The 26,912-nt window shown below is 34.8% G+C and carries 22 protein-coding genes; 14 read left to right on the top strand and 8 right to left on the bottom strand.

Annotated elements, in window-relative coordinates:
• Window positions 1-227: 227 nt before the first annotated feature.
• Entirely contained in the window at window positions 228-449 is a 222-nt protein-coding gene (locus H2O64_RS04435; protein WP_187560939.1) for a class I lanthipeptide, read from the bottom strand.
• A 214-nt stretch (window positions 450-663) separates the two neighbouring features.
• On the opposite strand from H2O64_RS04435, the gene H2O64_RS04430 reads away from it, so the two are divergent.
• A complete protein-coding gene (locus H2O64_RS04430) occupies window positions 664-1,056 on the top strand; it encodes a hypothetical protein (protein WP_187560938.1) in 393 nt (130 codons plus the stop codon).
• 343 nt (window positions 1,057-1,399) lie between these two features.
• On the opposite strand, the gene H2O64_RS04425 is transcribed toward H2O64_RS04430, so the two are convergent.
• A complete protein-coding gene (locus H2O64_RS04425) occupies window positions 1,400-3,037 on the bottom strand; it encodes an ABC-F family ATP-binding cassette domain-containing protein (protein WP_187560937.1) in 1,638 nt (545 codons plus the stop codon).
• A 194-nt stretch (window positions 3,038-3,231) separates the two neighbouring features.
• Here H2O64_RS04425 and H2O64_RS04420 point away from each other — a divergent pair, with 194 nt between their 5' ends.
• A complete protein-coding gene (locus H2O64_RS04420) occupies window positions 3,232-3,825 on the top strand; it encodes a Crp/Fnr family transcriptional regulator (protein WP_187560936.1) in 594 nt (197 codons plus the stop codon).
• A 171-nt stretch (window positions 3,826-3,996) separates the two neighbouring features.
• Window positions 3,997-4,677, top strand: coding sequence for a type 1 glutamine amidotransferase domain-containing protein (locus tag H2O64_RS04415; RefSeq protein WP_394368165.1), 681 nt, complete (start codon window positions 3,997-3,999; stop codon window positions 4,675-4,677).
• Window positions 4,678-4,757: 80 nt separating this feature from the next.
• Here the strand turns inward: H2O64_RS04415 and H2O64_RS04410 are convergent, their stop codons facing one another.
• Entirely contained in the window at window positions 4,758-4,922 is a 165-nt protein-coding gene (locus tag H2O64_RS04410) for a hypothetical protein (RefSeq protein WP_187560934.1), read from the bottom strand.
• Window positions 4,923-5,027: 105 nt separating this feature from the next.
• Window positions 5,028-6,062, bottom strand: a complete 1,035-nt coding sequence (locus tag H2O64_RS04405; protein WP_187560933.1) for a hypothetical protein — start codon at window positions 6,060-6,062, stop codon at window positions 5,028-5,030.
• Window positions 6,063-6,221: 159 nt separating this feature from the next.
• Between H2O64_RS04405 and fumC the strand changes: the two genes are divergently transcribed.
• Complete coding sequence (gene fumC, locus H2O64_RS04400; protein WP_187560932.1) at window positions 6,222-7,619, top strand: class II fumarate hydratase; 1,398 nt, start codon at window positions 6,222-6,224, stop codon at window positions 7,617-7,619.
• A 123-nt stretch (window positions 7,620-7,742) separates the two neighbouring features.
• On the opposite strand, the gene H2O64_RS04395 is transcribed toward fumC, so the two are convergent.
• Together H2O64_RS04395 and H2O64_RS04390 are read right to left on the bottom strand one after the other, a co-directional pair.
• A complete protein-coding gene (locus H2O64_RS04395) occupies window positions 7,743-8,405 on the bottom strand; it encodes a carbonic anhydrase (RefSeq protein WP_235982767.1) in 663 nt (220 codons plus the stop codon).
• 23 nt (window positions 8,406-8,428) lie between these two features.
• A complete protein-coding gene (locus H2O64_RS04390; RefSeq protein WP_187560931.1) occupies window positions 8,429-9,538 on the bottom strand; it encodes a bestrophin family protein in 1,110 nt (369 codons plus the stop codon).
• Window positions 9,539-9,646: 108 nt separating this feature from the next.
• Between H2O64_RS04390 and H2O64_RS04385 the strand changes: the two genes are divergently transcribed.
• The 3 genes from H2O64_RS04385 to purL all read left to right on the top strand — a co-directional run bounded on the left by H2O64_RS04385 (window position 9,647) and on the right by purL (window position 14,605).
• Window positions 9,647-10,189, top strand: a complete 543-nt coding sequence (locus H2O64_RS04385; RefSeq protein ID WP_187560930.1) for a DUF4287 domain-containing protein — start codon at window positions 9,647-9,649, stop codon at window positions 10,187-10,189.
• Window positions 10,190-10,296: 107 nt separating this feature from the next.
• Window positions 10,297-10,701: a DUF1842 domain-containing protein gene (locus tag H2O64_RS04380; protein ID WP_187560929.1), complete on the top strand. Its 405-nt coding sequence runs from the start codon at window positions 10,297-10,299 to the stop codon at window positions 10,699-10,701.
• A gap of 160 nt (window positions 10,702-10,861) precedes the next feature.
• Complete coding sequence (purL, locus tag H2O64_RS04375; protein ID WP_187560928.1) at window positions 10,862-14,605, top strand: phosphoribosylformylglycinamidine synthase; 3,744 nt, start codon at window positions 10,862-10,864, stop codon at window positions 14,603-14,605.
• A 142-nt stretch (window positions 14,606-14,747) separates the two neighbouring features.
• Here the strand turns inward: purL and H2O64_RS04370 are convergent, their stop codons facing one another.
• Together H2O64_RS04370 and H2O64_RS04365 are read right to left on the bottom strand one after the other, a co-directional pair.
• The gene (locus tag H2O64_RS04370; protein WP_187560927.1) at window positions 14,748-16,181 is read right to left on the bottom strand and encodes a radical SAM/SPASM domain-containing protein; all 1,434 of its coding nucleotides are present in this window, start codon (window positions 16,179-16,181) and stop codon (window positions 14,748-14,750) included.
• Between the two features lie 70 nt (window positions 16,182-16,251).
• Window positions 16,252-16,425 (bottom strand): DUF1843 domain-containing protein, encoded by a 174-nt coding sequence (locus H2O64_RS04365; RefSeq protein ID WP_187560926.1) that lies wholly within the window; start codon window positions 16,423-16,425, stop codon window positions 16,252-16,254.
• Between the two features lie 306 nt (window positions 16,426-16,731).
• Between H2O64_RS04365 and H2O64_RS04360 the strand changes: the two genes are divergently transcribed.
• The 7 genes from H2O64_RS04360 (at window position 16,732) to H2O64_RS04330 (ending at window position 26,764) form a co-directional block, all read left to right on the top strand.
• Window positions 16,732-18,507: an AMP-dependent synthetase/ligase gene (locus H2O64_RS04360; protein WP_187560925.1), complete on the top strand. Its 1,776-nt coding sequence runs from the start codon at window positions 16,732-16,734 to the stop codon at window positions 18,505-18,507.
• A gap of 204 nt (window positions 18,508-18,711) precedes the next feature.
• Window positions 18,712-19,179: a MarR family winged helix-turn-helix transcriptional regulator gene (locus H2O64_RS04355; protein ID WP_187560924.1), complete on the top strand. Its 468-nt coding sequence runs from the start codon at window positions 18,712-18,714 to the stop codon at window positions 19,177-19,179.
• Window positions 19,180-19,317: 138 nt separating this feature from the next.
• Window positions 19,318-21,723 (top strand): 3-hydroxyacyl-CoA dehydrogenase/enoyl-CoA hydratase family protein, encoded by a 2,406-nt coding sequence (locus H2O64_RS04350; RefSeq protein WP_187560923.1) that lies wholly within the window; start codon window positions 19,318-19,320, stop codon window positions 21,721-21,723.
• Between the two features lie 102 nt (window positions 21,724-21,825).
• The gene (locus H2O64_RS04345) at window positions 21,826-23,016 is read left to right on the top strand and encodes an acetyl-CoA C-acyltransferase (protein WP_187560922.1); all 1,191 of its coding nucleotides are present in this window, start codon (window positions 21,826-21,828) and stop codon (window positions 23,014-23,016) included.
• Window positions 23,017-23,052: 36 nt separating this feature from the next.
• Window positions 23,053-23,415, top strand: a complete 363-nt coding sequence (locus H2O64_RS04340) for a four helix bundle protein (protein WP_187560921.1) — start codon at window positions 23,053-23,055, stop codon at window positions 23,413-23,415.
• A gap of 42 nt (window positions 23,416-23,457) precedes the next feature.
• Window positions 23,458-25,269 carry an acyl-CoA dehydrogenase family protein gene (locus H2O64_RS04335; protein ID WP_187560920.1) on the top strand — a complete coding sequence of 604 codons (1,812 nt, stop codon included), beginning with the start codon at window positions 23,458-23,460 and terminating at the stop codon, window positions 25,267-25,269.
• Window positions 25,270-25,648: 379 nt separating this feature from the next.
• Complete coding sequence (locus H2O64_RS04330; RefSeq protein ID WP_187560919.1) at window positions 25,649-26,764, top strand: protein kinase family protein; 1,116 nt, start codon at window positions 25,649-25,651, stop codon at window positions 26,762-26,764.
• The last annotated feature ends 148 nt before the right edge of the window (window positions 26,765-26,912 follow it).

Below are 26,912 nucleotides of genomic sequence, written 5' to 3'. Positions count from 1 at the left end.
CACCTCCTTTTATAGCTTCCTCGTTTAGATTAGAAACTGATTTTTTGTTCAAACTCAACGATTTTAAATTCTTTTTTTTCATAATAATGTGGTTTTAAAATGTTAATTATGATTGAATTTAAAAAGAATACCCGAAGAAAAAAACTACATTAGCTCATGATTTATAAATCTTACACATAAAAAAAGCGAGCCGAAGCTCGCTTTGTAATAAATTTATTTTACTATTATTAACAAGTACAAGACCAATTAGCACAGGTCATTGTTTCGTCTGGAGTACCAGTACAACCGTCCGCTGAATCATCGCAATCACCTATTGCAGATACAATAGTTCCTATGATCCATCTTGTTAATGCAGGACATCCAGATGAGCCACCTACTAAAGTTTGTTCATGAAGATTGGAAATTGATTTCTTGTTTAGCGATAACGATTTTAAACTCTTTTTTTTCATAATGATATATTTTGTAGTTAATTAATCCATTCAATGTATAACCTATCTTTCTAAATACTAAATAGACCTACTCGTGATTCATGAATTGTAAGTACTAAAAAGCGAATATGTATGCGCATAATTAGTATCTTTCAGCACGAATTAAAATTATTCTAAGATGAAATCAATCTATTATATGCTGCTGCTATGCTTGTTATGTTTTTCATGTTCAAAAATGAAAGAAAAGACGAAAAGCGTACTTAAAGAAGGTGGGAAAGTAGTGGGTGAATCTGTAGGTGAGTTTAGCAAAGGATTGTCTGAAGGCGTTGAGAATACATTCAAAATCAATATTAATACAAGCGAAAACATTACAAAACAAGGTATTTCTTTTGGGAAAATTACGCTCAGTAGTGCATCTGGTGGTTCGGATAATGTATTGAATGTCTACATGATTTTTGATCGCGATTTTAATGATACACTTTCATTGAAAGTATTTGATAATAACGACCTAGAAATGGGCAGAAGTTCCAAAGTGATTGAAGCAACAAAAGGCGAAGCCGATTTCTATGAGTTTCAATTTAGCCAGAAAACAAATATTGATAGTGATAGTAGTATTTTTATGGAGTAATTTAAAACCTCATAAAAAAAGCGAACCGAAGTTCGCTTAAAGATTAAAGACCACACTAGCAGGTCGCACAAGTTGCTCCAGCAATGGGACAAATTGTATAAATACATTGTCTTTCACACACATCGTATGTCGATGTACAATCGCCACCACTCGAAGCAATCATTTCCATCTTTGATATTGTTTTTTTGTTAAGTGATAATGATTTTAAAGTTCTTTTTTTCATGACTTTTAATTTTTTAATTAAACATACATTAATATACAAAAGTCATAAATTTTAGTAATACGGTATTACCGTATTTAAGAATAAATTAACATATTTACCTACATATTTTTTAAGAATAAACTACATCTTCAAATCAATTTCTTTGATGCTTTTAATGCGATTTCGCTCTAAGAAAGCATCAATAGTTTCAAAATGTTCAATGACACGTTGTTCTTTGAATTCGAATACTTTTTGAGATAAACCTTGCAAGAAATCACGATCATGCGACACGAGAATTAATGTTCCGTCAAATGCTTTTAAAGCATCTTTTAATACATCTTTTGAACGTAAGTCTAAATGGTTTGTTGGTTCATCCAGAATCAACAAATTTACAGGTTCTAACAGCAGTTTCACCATTGCCAAACGCGTTTTTTCTCCACCAGAAAGTACACTTACTTTTTTGTCAATATCATCACCTTTGAACATGAATTGACCGAGAATATTTTTTATTTGTGTTCGAACATCACCTTTGGCAACATCATCAACCGTTTGAAAAATTGTCAAACTCTGATCTAATAAAGAAGCTTGATTTTGCGCAAAGTATCCAACTTTTACATTGTGACCGAGCGTACACGTTCCTTCGTGTTCAATTTCGCCCAAAATAGATTTTATCATTGTTGATTTTCCTTCTCCATTTCGTCCAACAAACGATACTTTTTCGCCACGAGCAATAGAAAAACTGGCATTTTTAAATACAACATGTTCGTCGTATTTCTTTGTCAAATCTTCTACAATGATTGGATAATCTCCCGAACGTGGTGCAGGTGGAAATTTTAGTTTTAATGCCGAATTATCAACCTCATCTATTTCAATGATTTGTAATTTTTCCAACATCCGAACACGCGAAGCCACTTGATTCGTTTTGGAGAATGTTCCTTTAAAACGATCAATAAATGCCTGATTATCCGCTATAATTCGTTGTTGTTCTTGGTATGCTTTTATTTGATGTGTTCTGCGATCGGCGCGCAATTCTAAATAGTGAGAATAGTTGGCTTTGTAATCGTAAATACGTCCCATCGTGACTTCAATTGTACGATTTGTGATGTTGTCAATAAACGCTCTATCATGCGAAATTACCATCACAGCATTTGCTTTGTTTACTAAGAAATCTTCCAACCAAATTACAGATTCAATGTCAATGTGATTCGTTGGCTCATCAAGCAAAATTAAATCAGGTTTTTGAAGTAAAATCTTAGCTAATTCAATTCGCATACGCCATCCACCACTAAATTCGCTGGTCATTCGTTGAAAATCATCTTGCTTAAAACCCAATCCTTTTAGTGCTTTTTCAACTTCTGCATCGTAATTTATTTCTTCTAGTGCATAAAATTGTTCGCCCAATTCCGAAACTTGCTCAATGATTTTCATGTACGCATCACTTTCATAATCGGTGCGTGCTTCCAATTCTTTATTGAACACGTCCATTTGATCGCGCATTTTAAAAATATGTGCAAATGCTTTCGAAGCTTCTTCAAATACCGTACAATTATCTTCTGTGAGTAAGTGTTGCGGCAAATACGCAATTACAGTATCTTTTGGAGTACTTATTTTTCCTCGTGTTGCATTTTGCACGCCAGCCACAATTTTCATCATGGTAGATTTTCCTGCTCCATTTTTCCCCATCAAGGCAATTTTATCATTTTCATTGATGACAAAATTTACATCGCTAAACAAGGTTGTTCCACTAAATTCTACGGCAATATTATCTACTGTAATCATGTATGCTGTTTTCAGATTGCGAAATTAAGAAAAAGCAAAGAGCAATACACATAACTTTTATTTTTTTAAAGATTTTATAAAAGGTGTTGTTTAATTCAATCTAATTAGAACACGTATCTCTTGAATGAAAATAATTACATAAAAATACTACAAAGACATTAAATTATGTAAATTTATAGTTCATTACCTATTATATGCAACACCCATACTCTATTGTTAAAGAGATTTACCACGATGATCTTTCCTTCACTGAGGATGAAATTGCTTTGATTGGAAGTAAATACAAGAAAGTTACTTTTGACAAAGGAGAAATAGTTTTACGTGCTGATGAAAAAGTAGATCATCAATTTTTTGTGTTTGATGGTTGTTTGCGAACGTATCTGGTTTCAAAATCTGGAAAAGAACATACGATTCAATTTGCAATTAAAGGTTGGTGGATTAGCGATTATATTGGTTATTTTTCTGAAACAAAATCTGTGTTATTTATTGAATGTATTGAAGATGCGACTTTATATAAAATTTCTAGAGATGATGTGGAAGAAATTTATACTAAAATTCCAAAAATAGAACACTTCATTCGCAAAAAGCTTGAACGCTCGTTTATGAGTTTCCAAAAGAGAATTCTAGCCAATTTATCACAATCTGCCAAAGAACGCTACCTCAACTTCACACACGATTATCCCAATATTGAGCAACACGTAAAAAACTATCATATTGCTTCTTATTTAGGCATTACGACCGAAAGTCTAAGTCGGATTCGCAAAGAAATTTCGAAAAGTAATTCTTAACATACATCAATTTTTTTTTGCCCATCATTACCTATATTTGTATTATAAAACACCTCCCCTATGAAATATATAATGAGTGTACTCGCTGTAATTATCTTAATTACTGCCTGTACGATGAAATCAGAAAAAGTCCCCATAGATAATCATAAAACTAAAAATGTAGAAAAGCATATGAAAAAAGTATTATTCGTATTAACGAGTCATGACCAATTAGGAAATACAGGAGAAAAAACTGGCTTCTGGATTGAAGAGTTTGCGGCTCCATATTACGCATTAAAAGATAAAAATGTTATTATTACGCTTGCGTCTCCAAAAGGCGGACAGCCACCAATTGATCCAAAAAGTGAAGGTGAAGATTTTCAAACAGCCGCAACAAAACGTTTTAACGAAGATACAGAAACACAAACGCTTTTAGCAAACACCATAAAATTAGAAACGGTAAACGAAGCTGATTATGATGCTGTTTTTTATCCAGGTGGACATGGTCCTCTATGGGATTTAGCGGAAGATCCAAATTCTATTAAATTGATTGAATCATTCTACAATAATAACAAACCTGTAGCAGCCGTTTGTCATGCGCCTGCCGTATTTAAAAGTGTAAAAAATACAGATGGAACACCTTTGGTGAAAAATAAAAATGTAACTGGATTTACCAATAGTGAGGAAGCAGCTGTTCAATTGACAGATGTTGTGCCGTTTTTAGTAGAAGATATGTTGAAAGAAAATGGTGGAATTTATTCTAAAGTTGCCGATTGGAATCCGCATGCCGTAAAAGATGGTTTGTTGATTACAGGTCAAAATCCTGCATCTTCTGAGAAAGTCGCTGAATTATTATTTGCAGCATTGAAATAAACGAATCATTTCAATTTACCATATAAAAAAAGGGAACTCAAATTAATGAGTTCCCTTTTTATTTTTGTCCTTTAAATTATTTAGGAATCTTTTTTAGCAGCTCTCCACTCGTCAAAACGCTCTTTTAACGCTCCTGTAACCCAATAAGGGACAATAAACGTTAATAAAAGAATCATTAACCAAAATCCTATAGTTAGGATTGTAAGGAAAGCTAAGAAGCCTAAATATTGATCAAATTCAAACATATTTTCCGGAATTTATCGAATTCAGCTACAAAGATATTGTATTAAATTAAATTTTCATACCCAATCGTCCATAATTATTAACAATTTCTAGTATTAAAATTTATGTTATTTCTTAACTGCGCTGCGTATGCTTCCCTTTCTTATGACTGCGGTATATCGTTTTGGTTCTAATTCGCAAACGATAAAATCTTTTGGATCATTTGTTCTCGTTTCCAAAGCATCGATATCTACGGTTCGGATGCATACAGGATAAGGTCCATCAATAACAGTAGTTGTTAAGCTTTTTGGATTCCATTTGAGTAAAATCATAGCATGTTCAAATTTACCATTTCCTCTTCTTAACAATGGATCGCCCGCCTTTGGTACATATTCCACTCCAGTAACTTCATTGATAAATTTCTTTTTTCCACTATGGTAATAATAGGTTTTAGAAGCAGCTTTAAATATAGTGTGTAACTCCCCAGTAAAAGTAATATCTCTAAAAACAGTATTTGGTTGATGATTTAAATCTTTCCAGCAATCGGTTTCATGCAAATACCAAGATACAAATTCGCTGCACTCATAACTAATCCAACCTCTATACTTTGGATTGTCACCATACTCATCATAACCTTTATCACTAGTCCCGCTTTTGCCTATATCTTTAACCGCTAACTTTGCTACTTGATGATGAAATCCTCTGTGAAGCCCAGCATGCTTGAGTAAATGCTTTTCAATATATGGCGTTAAAAGTAGCTCTCCACTATTAGCTGGTAGCTTTTTATTAATGCGTGTTTTAGATAACATCGCTATATCTTTAACTGCTCCCGAAACTACACGATGATAATGTATGGTGAAGCACATTTTTTTAATATCAATTTCACTAGTTCCACTATTATTTCGCAAATAAATCTTATCCCAATACGAACGATGATTCAGACTTCCCAATACTTGTAAACTATGTGTTGTATCAGTAAATTCTGAAATTTCAAGTGTGTTAGAAGCTGTTTTTCTAAGTTTAAAACCTAACTCAATTCGTCTTCCTTCGTAATTTTCAAAAATTAAACTTCTAGATAATTTATCACTAGGTTCTGTATTCGTTTCTATCTTTAGTGATAAGGATTGGGGAAGCTTAATAGACGATTTTGTTTTAGATTGCATACGATTTATTTTTATGGTTAATTATTTACGCGAGTGAAAATGATAAATAGTTAGCGAAAATTCCCCCGTGAAAAACCCCAAATTAATGCGTGTTTTTACCTTTTTTAATCTTCATTCACACAAAAAATCGTAATTTTGCAAGGCTAAAAACTAATCCAGATGGAATATAGAATAGAGAAAGATACCATGGGCGAAGTGAAAGTTCCCGCAGATAAACTTTGGGGAGCACAAACTGAACGTTCAAGAAATAATTTTAAAATTGGCGCGCCCGCAAGCATGCCGCTAGAAGTTGTATACGGATTTGCTTATTTAAAGAAAGCTGCAGCTTTTACAAACTGTGAATTAGGTGTGTTACCAATTGAAAAAAGAGATATGATCGCTGAAGTATGCGATGAAATCTTAGCAGGAAAACACGATGATCAGTTTCCTTTAGTAATATGGCAAACAGGTTCTGGAACGCAATCAAACATGAATGTGAACGAAGTGATTGCAAACAGAGCACATCAATTAGCTGGAAAAGTGATTGGAGAAGGTGAAAAAACAATTCAGCCAAATGATGATGTCAACAAATCACAATCTTCAAACGATACATTTCCAACAGGAATGCACATTGCTGCATATAAAAAGATTGTTGAAAATACCATTCCAGGTGTTTCGCAACTTAGAGATACCTTAAAAAAGAAATCAGAAGAATTCAAAAATGTTGTAAAAATCGGAAGAACGCACTTAATGGACGCTACGCCGTTAACATTAGGACAAGAATTCTCTGGATATGTTTCACAATTAAATCACGGTTTAAAATCTTTAGAACACACGCTAGCACACTTAAGCGAATTGGCTTTAGGCGGAACAGCTGTTGGAACAGGATTAAACACACCAAAAGGATACGCAAAACGAGTTTCTGAATTCATCGCACGTTTTACAGACTTACCTTTTGTAACTGCTGAAAACAAATTTGAAGCCTTAGCTGCACATGATGCAATTGTGGAAACACATAATGCATTAAAACTATTAGCAGTTTCTTTAAATAAAATTGCGAATGATATTCGTATGATGGCTTCCGGACCACGTTCAGGAATTGGCGAATTGATCATTCCGGCTAACGAACCAGGAAGTTCTATCATGCCAGGAAAAGTAAATCCAACACAATGTGAAGCAATTACAATGGTATGCGCGCAAGTTATTGGAAACGATGTTGCCGTAACCGTTGGTGGAACACAAGGTCATTACGAACTCAATGTTTTCAAACCAATGATGATTGCCAACTTATTACAATCTGCACAACTAATTGGTGATGCATGTGTAAGTTTTGATGTGAATTGTGCTGCTGGAATTGAGCCAAATCATGCAAGAATCAACGAATTGGTAAACAATTCATTAATGTTAGTTACTGCATTAAATACAAAAATTGGGTATTACAAAGCTGCCGAAATAGCAAACACAGCACATCAAAACGGAACTACGTTGCGTGAAGAAGCTGTCAATTTAGGCTACGTTACTCCAGAAGAATATGACGCATGGGTAAAACCAGAAGATATGGTAGGCGCGATGAAATAATCGGTTCTTACAACTAAATAAAACCAAAAACGCACTGAAATTTCAGTGCGTTTTTTTATATATTCAATGATTGAAAGATTTACAAAAGTCTAAAATCTAGAAATCTAACAAGTCTAAACATGTCTATTTATCTTTCTTCTCTCTACAAGGAGACTTTTTATTAAATTCTACTTTCCCACTTTCTAAGTGATAATACCCTGTATGGATTTTTAATCTTGAACCTTTCACAGCATCGCTGATAATTTCAGAACGATCCGTCAATTCATTAGCTGCATGCAATGCATTTTCAACAATTACATTGTCTTTAGGAGCACCACATCCGCAAGCTTTCACAGCTGGTAAAATATTCACCAATAAATGATTCAAATTATAACCCATATCGTTTCCGTCCATTGCTGCGCCAACGGCTCCACAACCTTCGTGACCTAATACTACAATCACTTCACATTTTAAGACAGCTACTGCATATTCGATACTTGCGATAGAATCCGTATTTGCTACATTTCCTGCAACACGTACTACGAATAATTCTCCTAAACCTGTATCAAAAGTAAGTTCTGGCACTACTCTACTATCTGCACAACTTAACACAATTGCAAACGGTTTTTGTGTTTCGTTCCATTTCTTACGTTGTGCGCTATCTTGATTTTCATTTTTTAATTTATCATGTACAAAACGATAGTTTCCTTTTTTTAAACGTTTCAAAACTTTCTTTTGCCATTTAGCTCTTGCTTTAGCTTTCATTGCTTCTTTAGTTTCTTTGACTTCTTTTACTTTTCCACTCATAATATGGTGTTTTTGGTTAATAATTACATGACAATATGATTTTTCCATTCGTACGGTGCAGGAATATCTGTATCATCAATCAATTGTCTAATATCGATTTCGATTCCTCTACTCATATCCGTAATCGGTATATCGTTTGGTCCGCCTTCAAAAGGGTTTTCGGTATTTTCTCCAATAGCTTCCATTGTATGAAAAACCCATGATAACAAAGCGCTAAAAGGAATAGAGAACCAAACAAAGTGTTTCGTTATAAAATGTTGAATATTATGTATTACAGATTCTGCATGTTGATGAGATTCTGCGTTTAATTCATTTAAAATTTTTGAACCAATTTCTTCAAATCCACCCATAATTCCAAAAGGTAATAGAATTACAAATATCCAAACAAAAATATAGTTCAAAGTAGCAAACTGCCTTGGATACGGAAAGTTTTTAATTCGCTCACTTTTTCCTTGCAATGTGTAAAATTCTACCAAAACATTGGTCATTTCCATGTGGCGAAAATCATCAATGAGTCCTTTTTGTTTCAACTCTTTCAAGCGTTTGGATTGAATTCCAAGTAATTGCGAGGCTTGATTGCCTTTGGCGAAAATTTCATCATGTTCTTTTTGAGAAATATATGGTTTGATGATTTCTGAAATCGGTTCCTCATCTTCACACACTTTAAATGTTCTAGAACGAAACTCTTTATTCGATCGCTTGTTCTTCAAATGCATTTCCCATGGTCTGTCTTTTCGCAATTGATAACGCAACGCCGTCAACCAAGCCACATGCCTGTGGACCAATTCGCGTTTAATAGCGTACAATTCTTTTTCTCCAATAGAAATCTCGGCAAAATCATTCGTGATATAATCTTTCACCATAATGGTCCATGAACGTGATGTATTTACGATTCCGCCCCAAATTTTTCGGGCTTCCCATAAACGATCATACGAAGCATTATTCTTAAAACTGACAATAAAAGCAACGGCTGTACCTAAAACACCTAAAGGCAACCAAGGTACATACAACCATTTTAATCCAACCACATCAAATAAAATCACAGGAATTGTGGCTAAAATTAGAAATAAAAAAATATGGCGACGCGTCCATTTTAAAACGCCTGCCACAGGAAATATTCTTCTTGTATACATAGGTTCATTAAAATTATGTTAGTAATATACAAAAACCTATCTAATATTTTTTTTGATTTTCATCAGAATGTATATCTTAACATTTCAAACCACTTGAAACTTCTCATTATGGACAAAGCTCTCGAAACAATGATCGCAAACATGCCTGAAAAAACAGGAAAATCGCTTGATGCTTGGCTCGAAATTCTAAAAAAGCAACCATTTACAAAACATTCTGAAGCTGTCAACTTTCTTAAAAAGGAACACGGCGTTACGCATGGTTTTGCCAATACCATTGTGCATCTATCCAAAGAAGATAAGACACAAACTGTTGATTTAGTAGCTTCGCAATACGAGAAAAAAGAAGCATTAAAACCTATTTATGATACGCTAAAATCATACATCGAAACATTAGGGAATGATATTGAGTTCGCACCAAAAAAAGCGTACGTAAGTGTGCGAAGAAAAAAACAATTCGTCATCATTCAACCATCAACAAAAACGCGTGTTGATCTTGGTTTAAACCTAAAAGGCAAAGAAGCAGAAGGTATCTTAGAAAACTCTGGAAGTTTCAGTGCGATGTGCACACACAGAATTCGCCTAGCAACTATTGATGACATTACAGAAGATGTGAAAAACTGGATTAAGGAAGCCTATAATAGAGGAATTTGAGAAAGTAAGCATTTATACCTATTTTTTAAAAATAGGTAGTTTTTATCTTACTAAATATAGTTTTTTTTACTAACTTAATGGTATTATTAATCATAAAAAACTATATCATGAAAACAGGACTATTTATTGTTTCTTACGAGATTACAACAGGACTAATGGGCGCGCCAAGATTTGAAGTACACTTAACTGTTTCTACTCCAAATCAAAGAGTAAATGGACAAGGGAACATTACAGACACATCAAACCCTCCATTAGATTTGATGACAACTTTACACGGTGATTATACGTACATGACAGTAATGCCAAAGAATACAAAAATATTGGTAGTTACCGAAGGATATCCTACTATAAAATGGCCGCCAAATGCTGGAATTGGACCCGTTTTATTACCAAACACAAAATTACGAATGGTACTAGAAGAAGACTGGTCAGGTGGAACAGCTAACTTTTCATACTTAAATCCAAATGGAAGATGGGTTGATATTGAAGATGCTAAAGTCTCTAAAATATAAGTATCCATTCCAAATACAATTTAAAAAGTAGCCTTGTGCTACTTTTTTTTGTTTAAAACCTCGTGAATAACTCCTAAATTATACGATCAATTTTGAGTCGAATTATCGCTAAATAGATTAAATTTGCACTTTTAAAAACAACAACGCAAACAACTACATAATGATTCATTTCTTTGGAAACGTACACAGTAAAATATTTGCTGTACAAACAGTAAAAGAATTATCAACAGAAAACGTTGCAAAACTCAACTGGCTTTTTGGCAACGCACCTAAAATTGAACAAGCATCTTTGGATGCTTTTTTTGTTGGTCCTAGAGCAGCAATGATAACTCCTTGGAGTACAAATGCCGTGGAAATCACCCAAAATATGGGCATTGAAGGTATTATCCGAATTGAAGAATTTAAAGCGGTCGCTGAAGAATTCACAGATTTTGACCCGATGATTTCTCAAAAATTCAATGGATTACATCAAGATACTTTTACGATTGATGTTGAACCAGAAGCAATCCTAGACATTGACAATATTGCCGCCTATAATGAACAAGAAGGTTTGGCTTTAAATATTGAAGAAATTGAATACTTAGAACAACTTGCTGAAAAACTAGGTCGAAAACTAACGGATTCCGAAGTATTTGGATTCTCACAAGTCAATTCAGAACACTGTAGACACAAAATATTCAACGGAACATTTATCATTGATGGCGAAGAAAAACCAACATCATTATTCAAACTGATTAAAGAAACATCAAAGCAACATCCAAACGATATTGTTTCAGCTTATAAAGACAATGTAGCTTTCATAAAAGGTCCAAAAGTGACACAGTTTGGACCAAAAACGGCTGACAAACCAGACTTTTACGACGTTCAAGAATTTGAATCTGTCATCTCAATAAAAGCAGAAACACACAACTTCCCAACAACGGTTGAACCTTTTAATGGCGCAGCAACTGGTGCTGGAGGAGAAATTAGAGATAGGCTTGCTGGCGGACAAGGTTCTTTACCATTGGCTGGAACAGCTGTCTATATGACTTCTTATTCGCGATTAGAAGACAAGAGATATTGGGAAGAAAAATTTGAAGCCAGAGATTGGTTATACCAAACACCTGTAGACATTTTAATCAAAGCTTCCAATGGTGCTTCTGATTTTGGAAACAAATTTGGACAACCGTTAATTTGTGGTTCCGTATTAACATTTGAACATGAAGAAAATGCTGCTTCAAGTACTGCAAAATCTAGAAAACTTGGGTATGACAAAGTCATCATGCAAGCTGGTGGAATTGGTTACGGGAAAGCTTCACAGGCCATCAAAGAAACTCCAAAAGAAGGCGACAAAATTGTCATTCTTGGTGGTGAAAATTACCGAATTGGAATGGGCGGCGCAGCCGTTTCTTCTGCAGATACAGGCGCATTCTCCACAGGAATTGAACTAAATGCAGTGCAACGTTCCAATCCTGAAATGCAAAAACGTGCAGCAAACGCTATTCGTGGCATGGTGGAAAGTGATGAAAATTACATCGTTTCCATTCACGATCATGGTGCTGGTGGACACTTAAACTGTCTTTCGGAATTGGTTGAAGAAACTGGTGGAAAAATTGACTTGGATAAATTGCCTGTGGGCGATCCGACACTTTCCGCGAAAGAAATTATCGGAAACGAATCACAAGAACGTATGGGATTGGTGATTGCCGAAAAACATATTGAAACACTTCAGAAAATTGCTGAGCGCGAACGTTCGCCAATGTATACCGTTGGAGATGTAACTGCTGACGATCGTTTTACATTTGAATCGAAAACCAAAGGCGATAAACCAATGGATTTAGCCTTGAGTGATATGTTTGGAAGTTCTCCAAAAACCATCATGAATGATGTTACTGTTGAAAGAAACTATAAGAATTCACGATATAAAACTAAAAATTTACACATCTACCTCAACCAAGTATTGCAGTTGGAAGCAGTTGCTTGTAAAGATTGGTTAACAAATAAAGTAGACCGCTGTGTGGGTGGAAAAGTTGCCAAACAACAATGTGTCGGTGCCTTACAAATTCCGTTGAATAATGTTGGTGTGATGGCATTGGATTATAACGGAAAAGAAGGAATTGCAACGTCTATTGGACATTCGCCAATTTCTGGATTGATAGATCCTGTAGCTGGAAGTCGCAATTCGATTACAGAAGCCTTAACCAATATTATTTGGGCACCACTAAAAGATAACTTACAAAGTGTTTCACTCTCTGCAAACTGGATGTGGCCGTGTAAAAATGAAGGTGAAGATGCACGTTTGTATGAAGCTGTAAAAGCAATTTCTGAGTTTTCAATTGATTTAGGAATCAACGTTCCAACAGGGAAAGATTCGTTATCAATGAAGCAGAAATACGCAGACGACGAAGTGATTTCTCCAGGAACGGTGATTATTTCTGCGGCAGGAAATTGTAGTGAAATTACGAAAGTAGTAGAACCTGTGTTACAACAAAATGGTGGAAATATTTATTACATCAACATTTCGCAAGATACTTTTAAATTAGGTGGAAGTTCTTTCAATCAGGTATTAAATACGATTGGAAACGAAGCGCCAAACGTTCAAGATGCGGCGTATGTAAAAACAGTATTTAACACGATTCAAAATTTAATTAAAGAAGATAAAATTGCAGCTGGACACGATGTCGCTTCTGGCGGATTGATCACGACGTTGTTAGAATTGTGTTTTGCCGAAGTAGATTTAGGCGCAGACCTTGATTTGTCAAATTTAACAGAAGAAGATTCAATCAAACTTCTATTTTCTGAAAATGCAGGGATCGTTTTTCAAGCAGACGAAAGTGTAGAAGAAACCTTAAAAGCGAACAATATTGCCTTTTTTAATATTGGAAATGTAACCAATACAGCAACTGTCAACATAAAAAATCACGATCAAGATTTTACTTTTAATGTAAATGAAACGAGAGATACTTGGTATAAAACTTCGTTCCTACTCGATCAAAAACAAACCGCGAACAATCTAGCGCAAGCGAGATACGAAAACTTTAAAAATCAACCGTTACAGTATACATTTCCATCACACTTTACGGGCAAATTAAAGGACGTCATTGCGAACGCAGTGAAGCAATCTGCTGCAAATAATGAGATTACTTCGTCGCAAACTCCTCGTAATGACGGAAAACGACCAAAAGCAGCAATTATTCGTGAAAAAGGTTCAAATTCTGAACGCGAAATGGCAAACGCAATGTATTTAGCTGGTTTTGATGTAAAAGATGTACATACAACCGATTTGATTTCGGGACGTGAAACCTTAGAAGATATTCAGTTTATTGGCGCTGTCGGCGGATTTTCAAATTCGGATGTATTAGGTTCGGCAAAAGGTTGGGCTGGCGCATTTTTATATAATGAAAAAGCAAATACGGCATTGAAAAATTTCTTCAAGCGAGAAGATACTTTATCAGTCGGGATTTGTAATGGTTGTCAATTGTTTATGGAATTGGAAGTGATTAATCCGGAGCATGAAACACACGGAAAAATGACCTACAACGATTCTCAAAAACACGAAAGTGCGTTTACTTCGGTAAAAATTCAAGAGAATAATTCGGTAATGCTTTCTAGCTTAGCAGGCACAACTTTAGGCGTTTGGATTTCTCACGGAGAAGGAAAATTTGATTTACCGCTTGCTGAAAAAGACTATTCAATTGTTGCGAAATACGGTTATGAAGCGTATCCATCAAATCCTAATGGTTCAGATTTTAATACCGCAATGTTGTGTGATGCAACAGGAAGACATTTGGTAACAATGCCACATATTGAACGTTCTACATTCCAATGGAATTGGGCAAATTATCCTGCAGGACGAAAAGACGAAGTTTCTCCTTGGTTAGAAGCATTTGTGAATGCTCGTTTATGGATTGAAGCGAAAAAATAGAGGTTGTCTAAAAAGTTAAAATATTTGCAGTTGTCACATTGAGCGCAGTCGAAATGCTTTGATATTCAAAATTTATTATTTCTCGACTGCGCTCGAAATGACAATAATTAAGACTTTTTAGACTGCTTTTTTCTTTTTAAAATTATTCTGCGGGAGCACTCATTAGAAGCTCTAAACGTTCTAAAACCTCTTGTGCTTTCTTCATGTTTTTCTCATACGTCGCATTCGTTTCTGCAACATCTTTATGGCAAAAATCACAGACTTCTGAAGCTTCATAGATATGATGATTACACGCTTTACATAATTTTAATGGTTTTGGATCTCTTGGCACTCTATTTTCATATTCATTCACAATGGTTTCCGTAGAAGTTGGCGTTTGTATTTCTATGATATTTCCATTAAAATCTTCTACTACAACTTCATACAATCCATAATCAAACGAAGTTCCTTCTGCTTCTTTTATTTTTCGAATTCGTTCTTTATGTCCTTTTTTATTCAGTTCTATTGCTCTATGATGACAAAATGGATTGTTTCCTCGTTTTCCAAATAACACATGACTTGTCCAACTACAACCTGCCAAACAAGAAGTTTCATAATAACAACCTTTGCATCCGCCCCACATTTCTTCTGTATTTCGATATCTTGAGAAAAACATTTGTTCGCTATATTTCCAGATATCCTCAATACTCATATCTTTTACATTTCCTCCTGTATAATCGCTTGTTGGTAATGAAGGACAACCTTTGATAATTCCGTCAGCTTCAATTCCCAAAGCTGTATGTCCGGCTGAACACCCTGAATAATACCCAACACTTCCTTGTCTCCAAATATGCTCATAAGGTCCAAAATATCCGATATTGTTTCCTGCTTGCACTAATACATTATTCGCTAAGGCCTTTCTATAAATTACAATTAAGTTTTCATAAAAATCTATGAGTTCATAAGGTTGAATTACAAGTTCATCTGAATTATCAACAGCATTTCCCATAGCAACCACCAATTGAACTTGCCAATTTTTTACTCCATTAGCAATTAGAATATCTAACAATTCATCTAACTCATCTTTATTCTTCTTTGTCATTGTTGTATTCACACTCGATACAATTCCATGTTTTTTTAACAAGCTCAAACAGTTGATTGCTTGTGAGAAGGAATCCTTTCGTCCACGAATATCATTGTGTGTTTTTTCTAAACCATCTATTGAAACACCTATGTTTTTAATTCCAGCTGCTTTCGCATCCATGATTCGTTTTTCAGTAAGATTGTACGCGCCTGTTTGCATAGAACATTCCATACCACTTTCATCAATTCTACGAATAATGTCTAGCCAATCTTTTCTCAAAAATGCTTCTCCTCCAATAATGGAAATTTCTCGTGTTCCTAATCGTTTTAAACTATCAATCACTTCAAAACATTGCTCCGTTGTCAATTCGCCAGGACGCACTTTACCCGCTCTTGAACCGCAATGTGTGCATTTCAAATTACAGGCTAAAGTAATTTCCCAAACTACATATACTGGGCGCGCCGTTTTAAAATCATCACGAACACGATATCTTTTTGAACTCAATAATTCCATAATTTTCTTTTTTTGGGATTAAAAAAGTTTGAGAAGAGGCTTCTTCTCAAACTTTCAAAAATTTGGTTTACTATTTGCCTTCAAGCGCTTGAATAGCATCTCTCAATTCAACATAAGCAGCGCCTATATCTCCTTGTGCTTTCAATGTTACTTCTGCTTGTGCAGCAACAGCTTTCATTTTTTCAAGACTATTAGAAGCAATAGCTTCTCTAATCCCAACTCCGTAAAGCATTTGAATTCCCATAATTTTGTGGTTTAAAGGTTAATAATATTTTAGGGTTTATTGATAAAATCATTAAAAGCCCTTACAATCAAATAACACAAAAAGAATTGGATTTTTTTTACGTATAATATCCTGTTTACAGAAACAAGTACTTATACCTGAGCGAGTTAGAAATAAAAAATTAGTTAAAAAAAAATATGACATTCACAACAACAATAGGTTCTTAATTATTTTATTATTAAAAAATAACATACATTTTTAAACATTCCTTTTGAAAATGGTCAACTATTTTCATATTTTGCAATTTCATACAAACCAAATTGAAGAATGATGAATGTAACTCGCCTATTTGATTTTCCCTATTACCAATTAGAAAACTATCCTTTAGCCAAATCATTAACTTCTTTCGTGAATGGAGAGTGGATTTCTACATCAACACAAGAATATATAGATCAAGCAAATGCTATTAGTCGGGGATTACTACGTTTAGGTATTCAACCCAATGATAAAATTGCAGTAATATCATCTAATAATAGAACGGAATGGAATATAATGGACATTGGTATTTTACAAACTGGTGCGCAAAATGTTCCTATTTATCCAACAATTTCAAAGGAAGATTACGAATATATTTTAAATCACTCAGAAGCAATTTATTGTTTTGCATCTGATGCTGAAATCGTTGAGAAATTAAATGCTATTAAAGGAAATACGAAGTTAAAAGAAATATACACTTTTGATCAAATTACTGGCGAAACAAATTGGTCTAAAGTTAAAGAGCTTGGAGAAGATACAAGCAATAATGACGAATTACAAGCTAGAAAAGATGCAGTAACACCTGCCGATTTAGCTACTTTAATATATACTTCTGGAACTACAGGAAGACCAAAAGGTGTAATGCTATCGCACAACAACCTAGTTTCAAATGTTTTAGACAGTCAAAAAAGAGTCCCTTTACACATTGGAAAAGCAAGAGCATTGAGCTTCTTACCAGTTTGTCACGTATTTGAACGCATGATTTTATATCTATATCAATATTGTGGAATTGAAATTTTCTTTGCGGAATCGATTGAAAAGATTAGCGATAACTTAAAGGAAGTAAAGCCAAATGTAATGACAGCAGTTCCACGTTTATACGAAAAAGTATATGACAAAATATATGCGAAAGGAGCTGATTTAACAGGAATCAAAAAGAGTTTATTCTTCTGGGCAATAGAACTCGGATTAAAATATGAACCATACGGTCAAAATGGCTGGTGGTATGAAACCAAATTGAAAATAGCTCGAAAGTTAATTTTTAGCAAATGGAAAGAAGGTTTAGGTGGAAATCTTGAACTGATGGTTTCTGGAAGTGCGCCATTACAATCACGTTTAACGCGCGTATTTGCAGCAGCTGGAATTCCAATAATGGAAGGTTACGGACTTACTGAAACATCGCCAGTTGTCACTGTAAATGATCAACGAAATGGTGGATTCCGAATTGGAACCGTAGGACGTGTGATTGATAATGTTGAAGTAAAAATTGCTAGCGACGGAGAAATCTTAGTAAAAGGACTCAACGTAATGCAAGGATATTACAAAGATCCAGAAAAAACGGCAAGTGTTATGTCTGATGGATATTTCCATACAGGAGATATTGGAGAAGTTTGCTCTGATGGTTTCTTAAAAATTACAGATCGTAAAAAAGATATGTTTAAAACCTCTGGTGGAAAATATGTAATTCCAGCATTGATTGAAAACAAATTCAAAGAATCTCGATTCATCGAACAAATTATGGTGATTGGTGAAGGCGAAAAAATGCCAGCCGCGTTAATTCAACCAAATTTTGAATTCATAAAAGGTTGGATTGAAAAGAAAAACAAAAATATCGGAACTTCTGAAAAAGAAATATGTGCTTCTGAGGAAATCATTGCACGGATTCAAAAAGAAGTTGATGAAGCCAATGAAAACTTTGGAAAGTGGGAACAAATCAAACGCTTTGAACTCATCCCAAAAGTTTGGTCAATTGATGGTGGCGAATTAACCCCAACGATGAAAATGAAACGAAAAGTCATCAAAGAAATTTACAAAGACTACTGCGAAAAAATATACGATCGTGCATAAAATCAAAACCGCCCAAGATGTTTGGGCGGTTTTTTTATATCTTACTCCTATGCAACAAAATTCTGCAAAATTCGCGATAACACGCATATTTTCTACCATACTCCTATCTTGACTGCTAATTTTTTAGCAAATTCATAAAATTATTTCCTTTTTTATTATGCATGCATAGCATATTTTTCATATATTTGAGCACCAAACAACTATATGAAAGAAAAAACCATAGATCACGTAATGCGAGCCACTTGGCAAGCCATCTCTAAAATGTATAATGAAGAGGCTGGAAAGTATGGAAGTACCATGGCAACAGGTTTCACATTACTTAGTATTGATCAAGAAGACGGAACACCATCTACCACACTAGGACCAAAAATGGGCATGGAAGCCACAAGTCTATCACGTACCTTAAAAGGTATGGAAGAAAAAGGGCTTATCTATCGAAAAAAGAATCCCAAAGACGGACGTAGTGTATTGATCTGTTTAACAGATTTCGGAAAAGAAATGCGCGCTGTTTCTAAAACAACTGTATTTCGCTTCAATGATGCGATTCGTGCAAACATTAATGAAGAAAAATTAAAAAGTTTCTATGAAGTATCAGAAATTATTCTGGAGCTGATTAACAATAAGAAAATCTATAACTCCGATATGGAAGTTACTTTAGAACATAATAAATAACCATAAAATCATTCAGAAATCTACTTGATTCATTACAAAACAAACGAACGCTAGGTAAACCCACGAAACATTTGTGAAGAAATGAAAATATCGATTATCGAGTAAATTTTGACTAACAAACTAAAAATTGAAAAAAAGATGAAACGATCAATTAACAAAATAGCAGTCATCGGTTCTGGAATCATGGGTTCTGGAATTGCCTGTCATTTTGCAAATATTGGAGTTGAGGTATTACTGTTAGATATTGTACCTCGCGAACTTACCGATAAAGAACAAGCAAAAGGATTAACGCTTGAAGATAAAGTAGTACGTAATAGAATGGTTAATGATAACCTAAAAGCGTCACTTAAATCAAAACCATCTCCGATTTATTCGCAGAAATTCGCTAACAGAATTTCAACAGGAAACTTAGATGATGATATTCAAAAAATAAAAGATGTCGACTGGATTATTGAAGTCGTAGTTGAACGTTTAGACATCAAAAAAATAGTATTTGAAAAAGTTGAAAAATACAGAAAACCAGGAACGTTAATTACTTCTAACACGTCTGGTATTCCAATTCACTTTATGAATGAAGGTCGTAGCGAAGACTTCCAGAAGCATTTCGCGGTAACGCACTTTTTCAATCCGCCACGATACTTAAAACTATTTGAAGTTGTTCCAGGACCAGATTGCAAACAAGAAGTTACAGACTTCTTAATGATGTATGGTGAAAAATTCCTTGGAAAAACATCTGTATTAGCTAAAGATACGCCAGCGTTTATTGGAAACAGAATTGGAATCTTCGGAATTCAGAGCTTATTTCACCAAGTAAAAGAATTAGGCTTAACAGTTGAAGAAGTTGATAAATTAACTGGTCCAGTAATTGGTCGTCCAAAATCAGCAACCTTTAGAACGGTTGATGTTGTTGGATTAGATACGTTGGTACATGTTGCCACTGGAATCTACAATAACTGCCCAGAAGACGAAGCACACGACTTATTCAAGCTTCCTGCTTTCATCGAAACAATGATGGAAAACAAATGGTTAGGAAGTAAAACGGGACAAGGTTTCTACAAGAAAAATGTAGATGCAGCTGGGAAAAAAGAAATTCTTACGTTAGACTTAAATACACTTGAATACAGAAGCAGTCAAAAAGCAAAATTTGCGACGTTAGAATTAACAAAAACGATTGACAAACCAATTGATCGATTTAAAGTATTAGTTGGTGGAAAAGATAAAGCGGGTGAATTCTACCGTAAAAACTTCGCAGCAATGTTTGCGTATGTTCAAAATAGAATTCCTGAAATCTCTGACGAATTATACCGAATTGATGATGCAATGAAAGCAGGTTTCGGATGGGAAAACGGACCGTTTGAAATTTGGGACGCTATCGGAATCGAAAAAGGAATTGAACTCATGAAAGCAGAAGGAAAAGAACCTGCTGCTTGGGTAACTGAAATGGTTGCTGCTGGAGAAACTAAATTCTACACAGTAAAAAATGGAGCTACGTATTACTACGATATTCCAGCGAAAGCACAAACGAAAAAACCAGGGCAAGATGCATTCATTATTCTAGATAACATTCGCAAATCGAATGAAGTTTGGAAAAACAGTGAAGCTGTAATCGAAGACTTAGGCGATGGAATCTTAAACTTAGAATTCCAATCAAAAATGAACACCATAGGTGGTGGCGTTTTAGCAGGAATCAATAAAGCAATTGATTTAGCAGAAACTGATTTCCAAGGATTAGTTATTGGGAATCAAGCGGCAAACTTCTCTGTGGGTGCAAATATTGGAATGATTTTCATGATGGCTGTTGAGCAAGAATATGACGAGCTAAACATGGCAATCAAAATGTTCCAAAACACGATGATGCGCGCACGCTACTCTTCTATTCCTGTTGTGGTTGCTCCACACGGAATGACACTTGGTGGTGGATGCGAGCTTTCTATGCATGCTGATAAAGTAGTCGCTGCGGCGGAAACATACATTGGATTGGTTGAATTTGGCGTTGGAGTGATTCCCGGCGGTGGTGGATCAAAAGAAATGGCGTTAAGAGCTTCTGATACTTTTAGAAAAGGTGATGTAGAATTGAACGTATTGCAAGAATATTTCCTAACCATCGGAATGGCTAAAGTTGCAACTTCTGCTTATGAAGCCTTTGATATGGGTATTTTACAAAAAGGAAAAGATGTTGTTGTGGTCAACAAAGATCGTCAAATCGCAACAGCGAAAGCGCATGCGAAACTCATGGCTGAATCTGGATATACACAACCTGCACGCAGAAAAGATGTAAAAGTACTTGGGAAACAAGCCTTAGGAATGTTCTTAGTTGGAACTGACGCGATGGAAGCAAGTAAATACATCAGTGAGCACGATCAGAAAATTGCAAACAAACTTGCCTATGTAATGGCAGGTGGAGATTTATCAGAACCAACATTGGTAACTGAAGAGTATTTATTAGATCTTGAACGTGAAGCTTTCTTAAGTCTATGTACAGAACGTAAAACGTTGGAAAGAATTCAGCATATGTTGAAGACTGGGAAACCTTTACGTAACTAAAAAGTTACGTTGCCTTTAGCCTTTAGCTCATAGCTATTGGTACTTTTTAACAAATAACTAGAAGCTAGAAGCCAAAAGCTAATAGCCAAAAGCAGAAAAAAAATGAAAACAGCATATATAGTAAAAGCATACAGAACCGCCGTTGGAAAAGCTCCAAAAGGTGTGTTCAGATTTAAAAGAACAGATGAATTGGCAGCAGAAACCATTCAATACATGATGGATGAATTGCCAAATTTTGACAAAAAACGTATTGATGACGTGATTGTTGGAAATGCAATGCCAGAAGGTTCGCAAGGATTAAATATGGCACGTTTAATCTCGTTAATGGGATTAGACATTGTAGATGTTCCAGGAGTTACGGTAAACCGTTTTTGTTCATCAGGAATAGAAACGATCGGAATTGCCGCTGCGAAAATTCAAGCAGGAATGGCTGACTGTATTATTGCAGGTGGCGCGGAAAGCATGAGTTCAGTTCCAATGACAGGATACAAAACAGAATTGAACTACGACATCGTAAACGCAGGTCATGAAGATTATTATTGGGGAATGGGAAATACGGCGGAAGCTGTTGCCAACCAATTTAAAGTATCTCGTGAAGATCAAGATGAATTTGCATACAATTCACATGTAAAAGCATTAAAGGCTCAGGCTGAAGATCGTTTTCAAGATCAAATCGTTCCAATTACTGTGGATGAAACATACATTGATGCGAACGGTAAAAAAGCAACGAAAAGTTACACCGTAACGAAAGATGAAGGTCCTCGAAAAGGAACAAGTACAGCCGTTTTAAATAAACTACGTCCTGTATTTGCTGCTGGCGGAAGTGTTACTGCTGGAAATTCATCTCAAATGAGTGATGGAGCAGCGTTTGTATTAATCATGAGTGAAGAAATGGTGAAGGAATTAAATCTGGAGCCAATTGCACGTTTAGTTAACTATGCCGCAGCAGGTGTTGAACCCCGCATCATGGGAATTGGACCTGTAAAAGCAATTCCGAAAGTATTAAAACAAGCAGGATTACAACAAAGCGACATTGAGTTAATTGAATTGAACGAAGCCTTTGCTTCTCAATCCTTAGCTGTAATGCGCGAATTAGATTTAAACCAAGACATCGTAAACGTAAATGGTGGTGCCATTGCTTTAGGACATCCATTAGGTTGTACAGGAGCAAAATTATCAGTGCAACTATTTGACGAAATGCGTAAGCGTAACATGCAAGGGAAATACGGAATGGTCACCATGTGCGTAGGAACCGGACAAGGCGCTGCGGGAGTTTTTGAATTTCTTTCTTAAAAGAAAAAGGAGAAAAAAACAGAGAACAAAGACGAAATGGCTATTAAAAAGAGACATAATTATAAGAATTTAAAAATTTGGAAATTAAGTTTAGAAATCACGAATGATATCTCTGATATGTTAATTGATTTTCCAAAACACGAACGATTCGATTTAAGTTCTCAAATTAGCCGATGCTCTATTTCCATGCCTAGTAATATTGCAGAAGGTTCAGCTAGAACAAATAAATCTTTTAGTCACTTTCTGGATATCGCTTCAGGTTCGTCTTTTGAATTAGGAACACAGCTATTAGTAGCAAGACATAGAAAATATATAAACAATGACACTTTAAAAAATCTAGAAGAAAAGATAGAAGAATTCCAACGAATGACAATGGGATTTCAAAATGGGCTTAATTAAGGTCTATGCTCTATTTTCTCTTTTCTAATATCTAACAAAACAATGAGCACAGAACTAAAAACAGATCTTTTACGCGGAGGACAATTCCTAGTAAAAGAAACAAAATGCGAAGATGTATTTACTCCTGAAGATTTTACGGAGGAGCAACAAATGATGAAAGAATCGGTAAAAGAATTTATCGATCGTGAAGTATGGCCACATAAAGAACGTTTCGAAAAGAAAGATTATGCATTAACAGAAGAAATCATGCGTAAAGCTGGTGAACTTGGATTCTTAGGAATTTCAGTTCCTGAAGCGTATGACGGAATGGGAATGGGATTTGTTTCTACGATGTTGGTTTGTGATTATATTTCTGGTGCAACAGGTTCGATAGCAACTGCTTTTGGAGCGCATACAGGAATTGGAACCATGCCAATTACTTTATACGGAACAGAAGAACAAAAACAAAAATACGTTCCTAAACTAGCAAGTGGAGAATGGTTTGGTTCGTACTGTTTAACAGAACCAGGTGCAGGATCGGATGCGAATTCAGGAAAAACAAAAGCGGTTTTATCAGACGATGGAAAACACTATTTGATTTCTGGGCAGAAAATGTGGATTTCAAATGCAGGTTTTTGTAGCGTAATGATTGTTTTTGCACGTATTGAAGATGACAAAAACATCACAGGATTTATTGTTGAATATGATGCTGAAAATCCAAACGGAATTACCTTAGGAGAAGAAGAAAACAAACTAGGAATTCACTCTTCATCTACACGTCAAGTGTTTTACAATGAAACAAAAGTTCCTGTAGAAAACATGCTTTCTGAAAGAGGAAACGGTTTCAAAATTGCGATGAATGCTTTAAATGTTGGACGTATCAAACTAGCAGCAGCTTGTTTAGATGCACAACGTCGTGTGATTACAGAAGCAACAAAATATGCGAATGATCGTATTCAGTTCAAAACTCCAATTGCAAAGTTTGGAGCGATCAAAGCAAAATTAGCTGAAATGGCGACTGCTTGTTACGTTGGAGAATCTGGATCGTACAGAGCAGCAAAAAATATTGAAGATCGAATTGCGATTCGTGAATCAGAAGGAAATTCACACCATGAAGCAGAATTAAAAGGTGTTGAAGAATATGCTATTGAGTGTTCTATCCTAAAAGTAAAAGTTTCTGAAGATACACAGTTTATTACCGACGAAGGAATTCAAATCTTTGGCGGAATGGGATTCTCGGCAGATACGCCAATGGAATCTGCTTGGAGAGACGCGCGTATTTCTCGTATCTATGAAGGAACGAACGAAATCAACAGAATGTTAGCTGTGGGAATGTTGGTTAAAAAAGGAATGAAAGGTCATGTTGACTTATTAGGTCCAGCGATGAAAGTTGCGGATGAATTGATGGGAATTCCATCTTTTGACATTCCAGATTACTCTGAATTATTCTCAGAAGAAAAAGAATTATTAGGAAAATTGAAGAAAGTATTCTTAATGGTTGCAGGTTCTGCGGTTCAAAAATTTGGACCAAAACTAGAAGAGCATCAACAATTATTAATGGCTGCTTCCGATATCTTAATCGAAATCTACATGGTAGAATCGTCTCTTTTACGTACGGAGAAGAATGCTAAACGTTTCGGTGAAGATTCTCAGGAACTTCAAATTGCTATGACGCGATTGAACTTATTCAACGCAGTAGAAAAAATCTCAACAAAAGCAAAAGAAGGAATTGTTTCCTTTGCAGAAGGTGATGAACAACGCATGATGTTAATGGGACTGAAACGTTTCACAAAATATGCAAACATGCCAAATGTAGTGGCATTGCGTAACCAAATTGCAGAAAAAATGACCGCAGAAAACGAATATTGTTTCTAAGCATAAAATATTGAACGTTAATTCTAAACTATATAGGTTTTAGAATTTAGTTGTTTGTTTAAAAAGCCATCTCAATGAGGTGGCTTTTTTGCATTCCTGCGCAGGCAGGAATCTCAACATACAATTAGAATAGTTTTTACTGATTCCAAAAACATAATCAAAATAACGTCATTACGAAGTAAGTATGACTGAAGTAATCTGTTTATTGATGTTCCTGGCTGTTCTTTTTTGCCACGAATTCACGAATGGTTTTTATTATGTTACGGAAAACCACATTGTATAGTTGTAATGAATGACTTACCTTTAATGAAAATAACAAGGATTTTAACTTAAAACTCCTGTTATATATATACGTTAGATGCAATTGCAAAAAAACAAAATGAGAGGTAAAGTAATTGAGTTTTTAAGAGCTAAAGATTATAAATTCATTGATGAAATTGGACAAGGAGGAACTGGAAGAACAGTTCTTCTTGAGGATGAAATAATTAATGAGAGGTTTGTATGTAAAAAATACTCTCCTTTCTATGAAGAACATCAACAATTATTCTTCAACAATTTCAAGCAAGAAATAAAACTTCTTCATTTAATCTACCACAAAAATATTGTTCGAGTATTTAATTATTACTTATATCCTGAACAGCATACAGGGTACATTCTGATGGAACATATTAAAGGGAGTGATATTTATAAGTTTTTAAAAGAAAATCCTGACAGATTAAATGACATTTTTACTCAAACAATAGAAGGATTCAAAAACTTGGAAGCTAACAAAATTCTTCACCGAGATATTAGACCTGATAATATTTTAGTTGCCAATGATGGAACCGTCAAAATTATTGATTTTGGTTTTGGGAAAAAGATTGGTTTTGACGATAACTACAACAAGAGTATTTCCCTTAACTGGAGATACAATCCACCAGCTGATTTCGATAATAAAATTTATGATTTTAAAACGGAAGTATATTTTATTGGTAAGTTGTTTGAAGAAATAATTACCGAAAACGAACTCCAAAATTTTTCATATACCACTCTACTTAAGAAAATGACTCTTCACGATTACGAAAAAAGAATGGGTTCATTTTTCGAGGTACAAAGAAAAATAACCTCTAATGAGTCAATTGGAATCGAATTTAATGGAGAAGATAAAAACATCTATTTACGTTTTGCAAGTTGTTTATCTGATATTTATTCAAAAATCAATGTTGACTCTGAATACACTACTGACATAGATAAGATAATAACGGAGCTTGAAGGTGTCTATAGGAATTCGATGTTAGAAACTTATATCCAAAATCATAACTCAATTGCAAAGTGTTTTGTAAAAGGAGATTACAGGTACTATAGGAAAAGAGAAATTGATGTTGATATTGTAAAAGATTTTCTAAATTTTATTAAGTCAGTATCTAAAGACAAACGAAAAGTAATAATCAATAATATTTGGCAAAGATTAGACACAATTGAAAGAGAGATTTCTGAGGATGACTTGCCATTTTAAAAAGCCCTTAAGCTAGCGCGAGTTTCTAAACTCTTACCAACAAACAAACTAAAATAGATTCCTGCCTTCACAGGAATGACAAAGCAGAAAACTAAAAACTCATTTCTCACTACTAACCACTCAATACTATCAAAAAACCTTACTTTTG

The sequence above is a fragment of the Kordia aestuariivivens genome (genome assembly GCF_014397005.1).
Lineage (GTDB): Bacteria > Bacteroidota > Bacteroidia > Flavobacteriales > Flavobacteriaceae > Kordia > Kordia aestuariivivens.
This window is presented reverse-complemented; position numbering and strand designations above follow the sequence as displayed.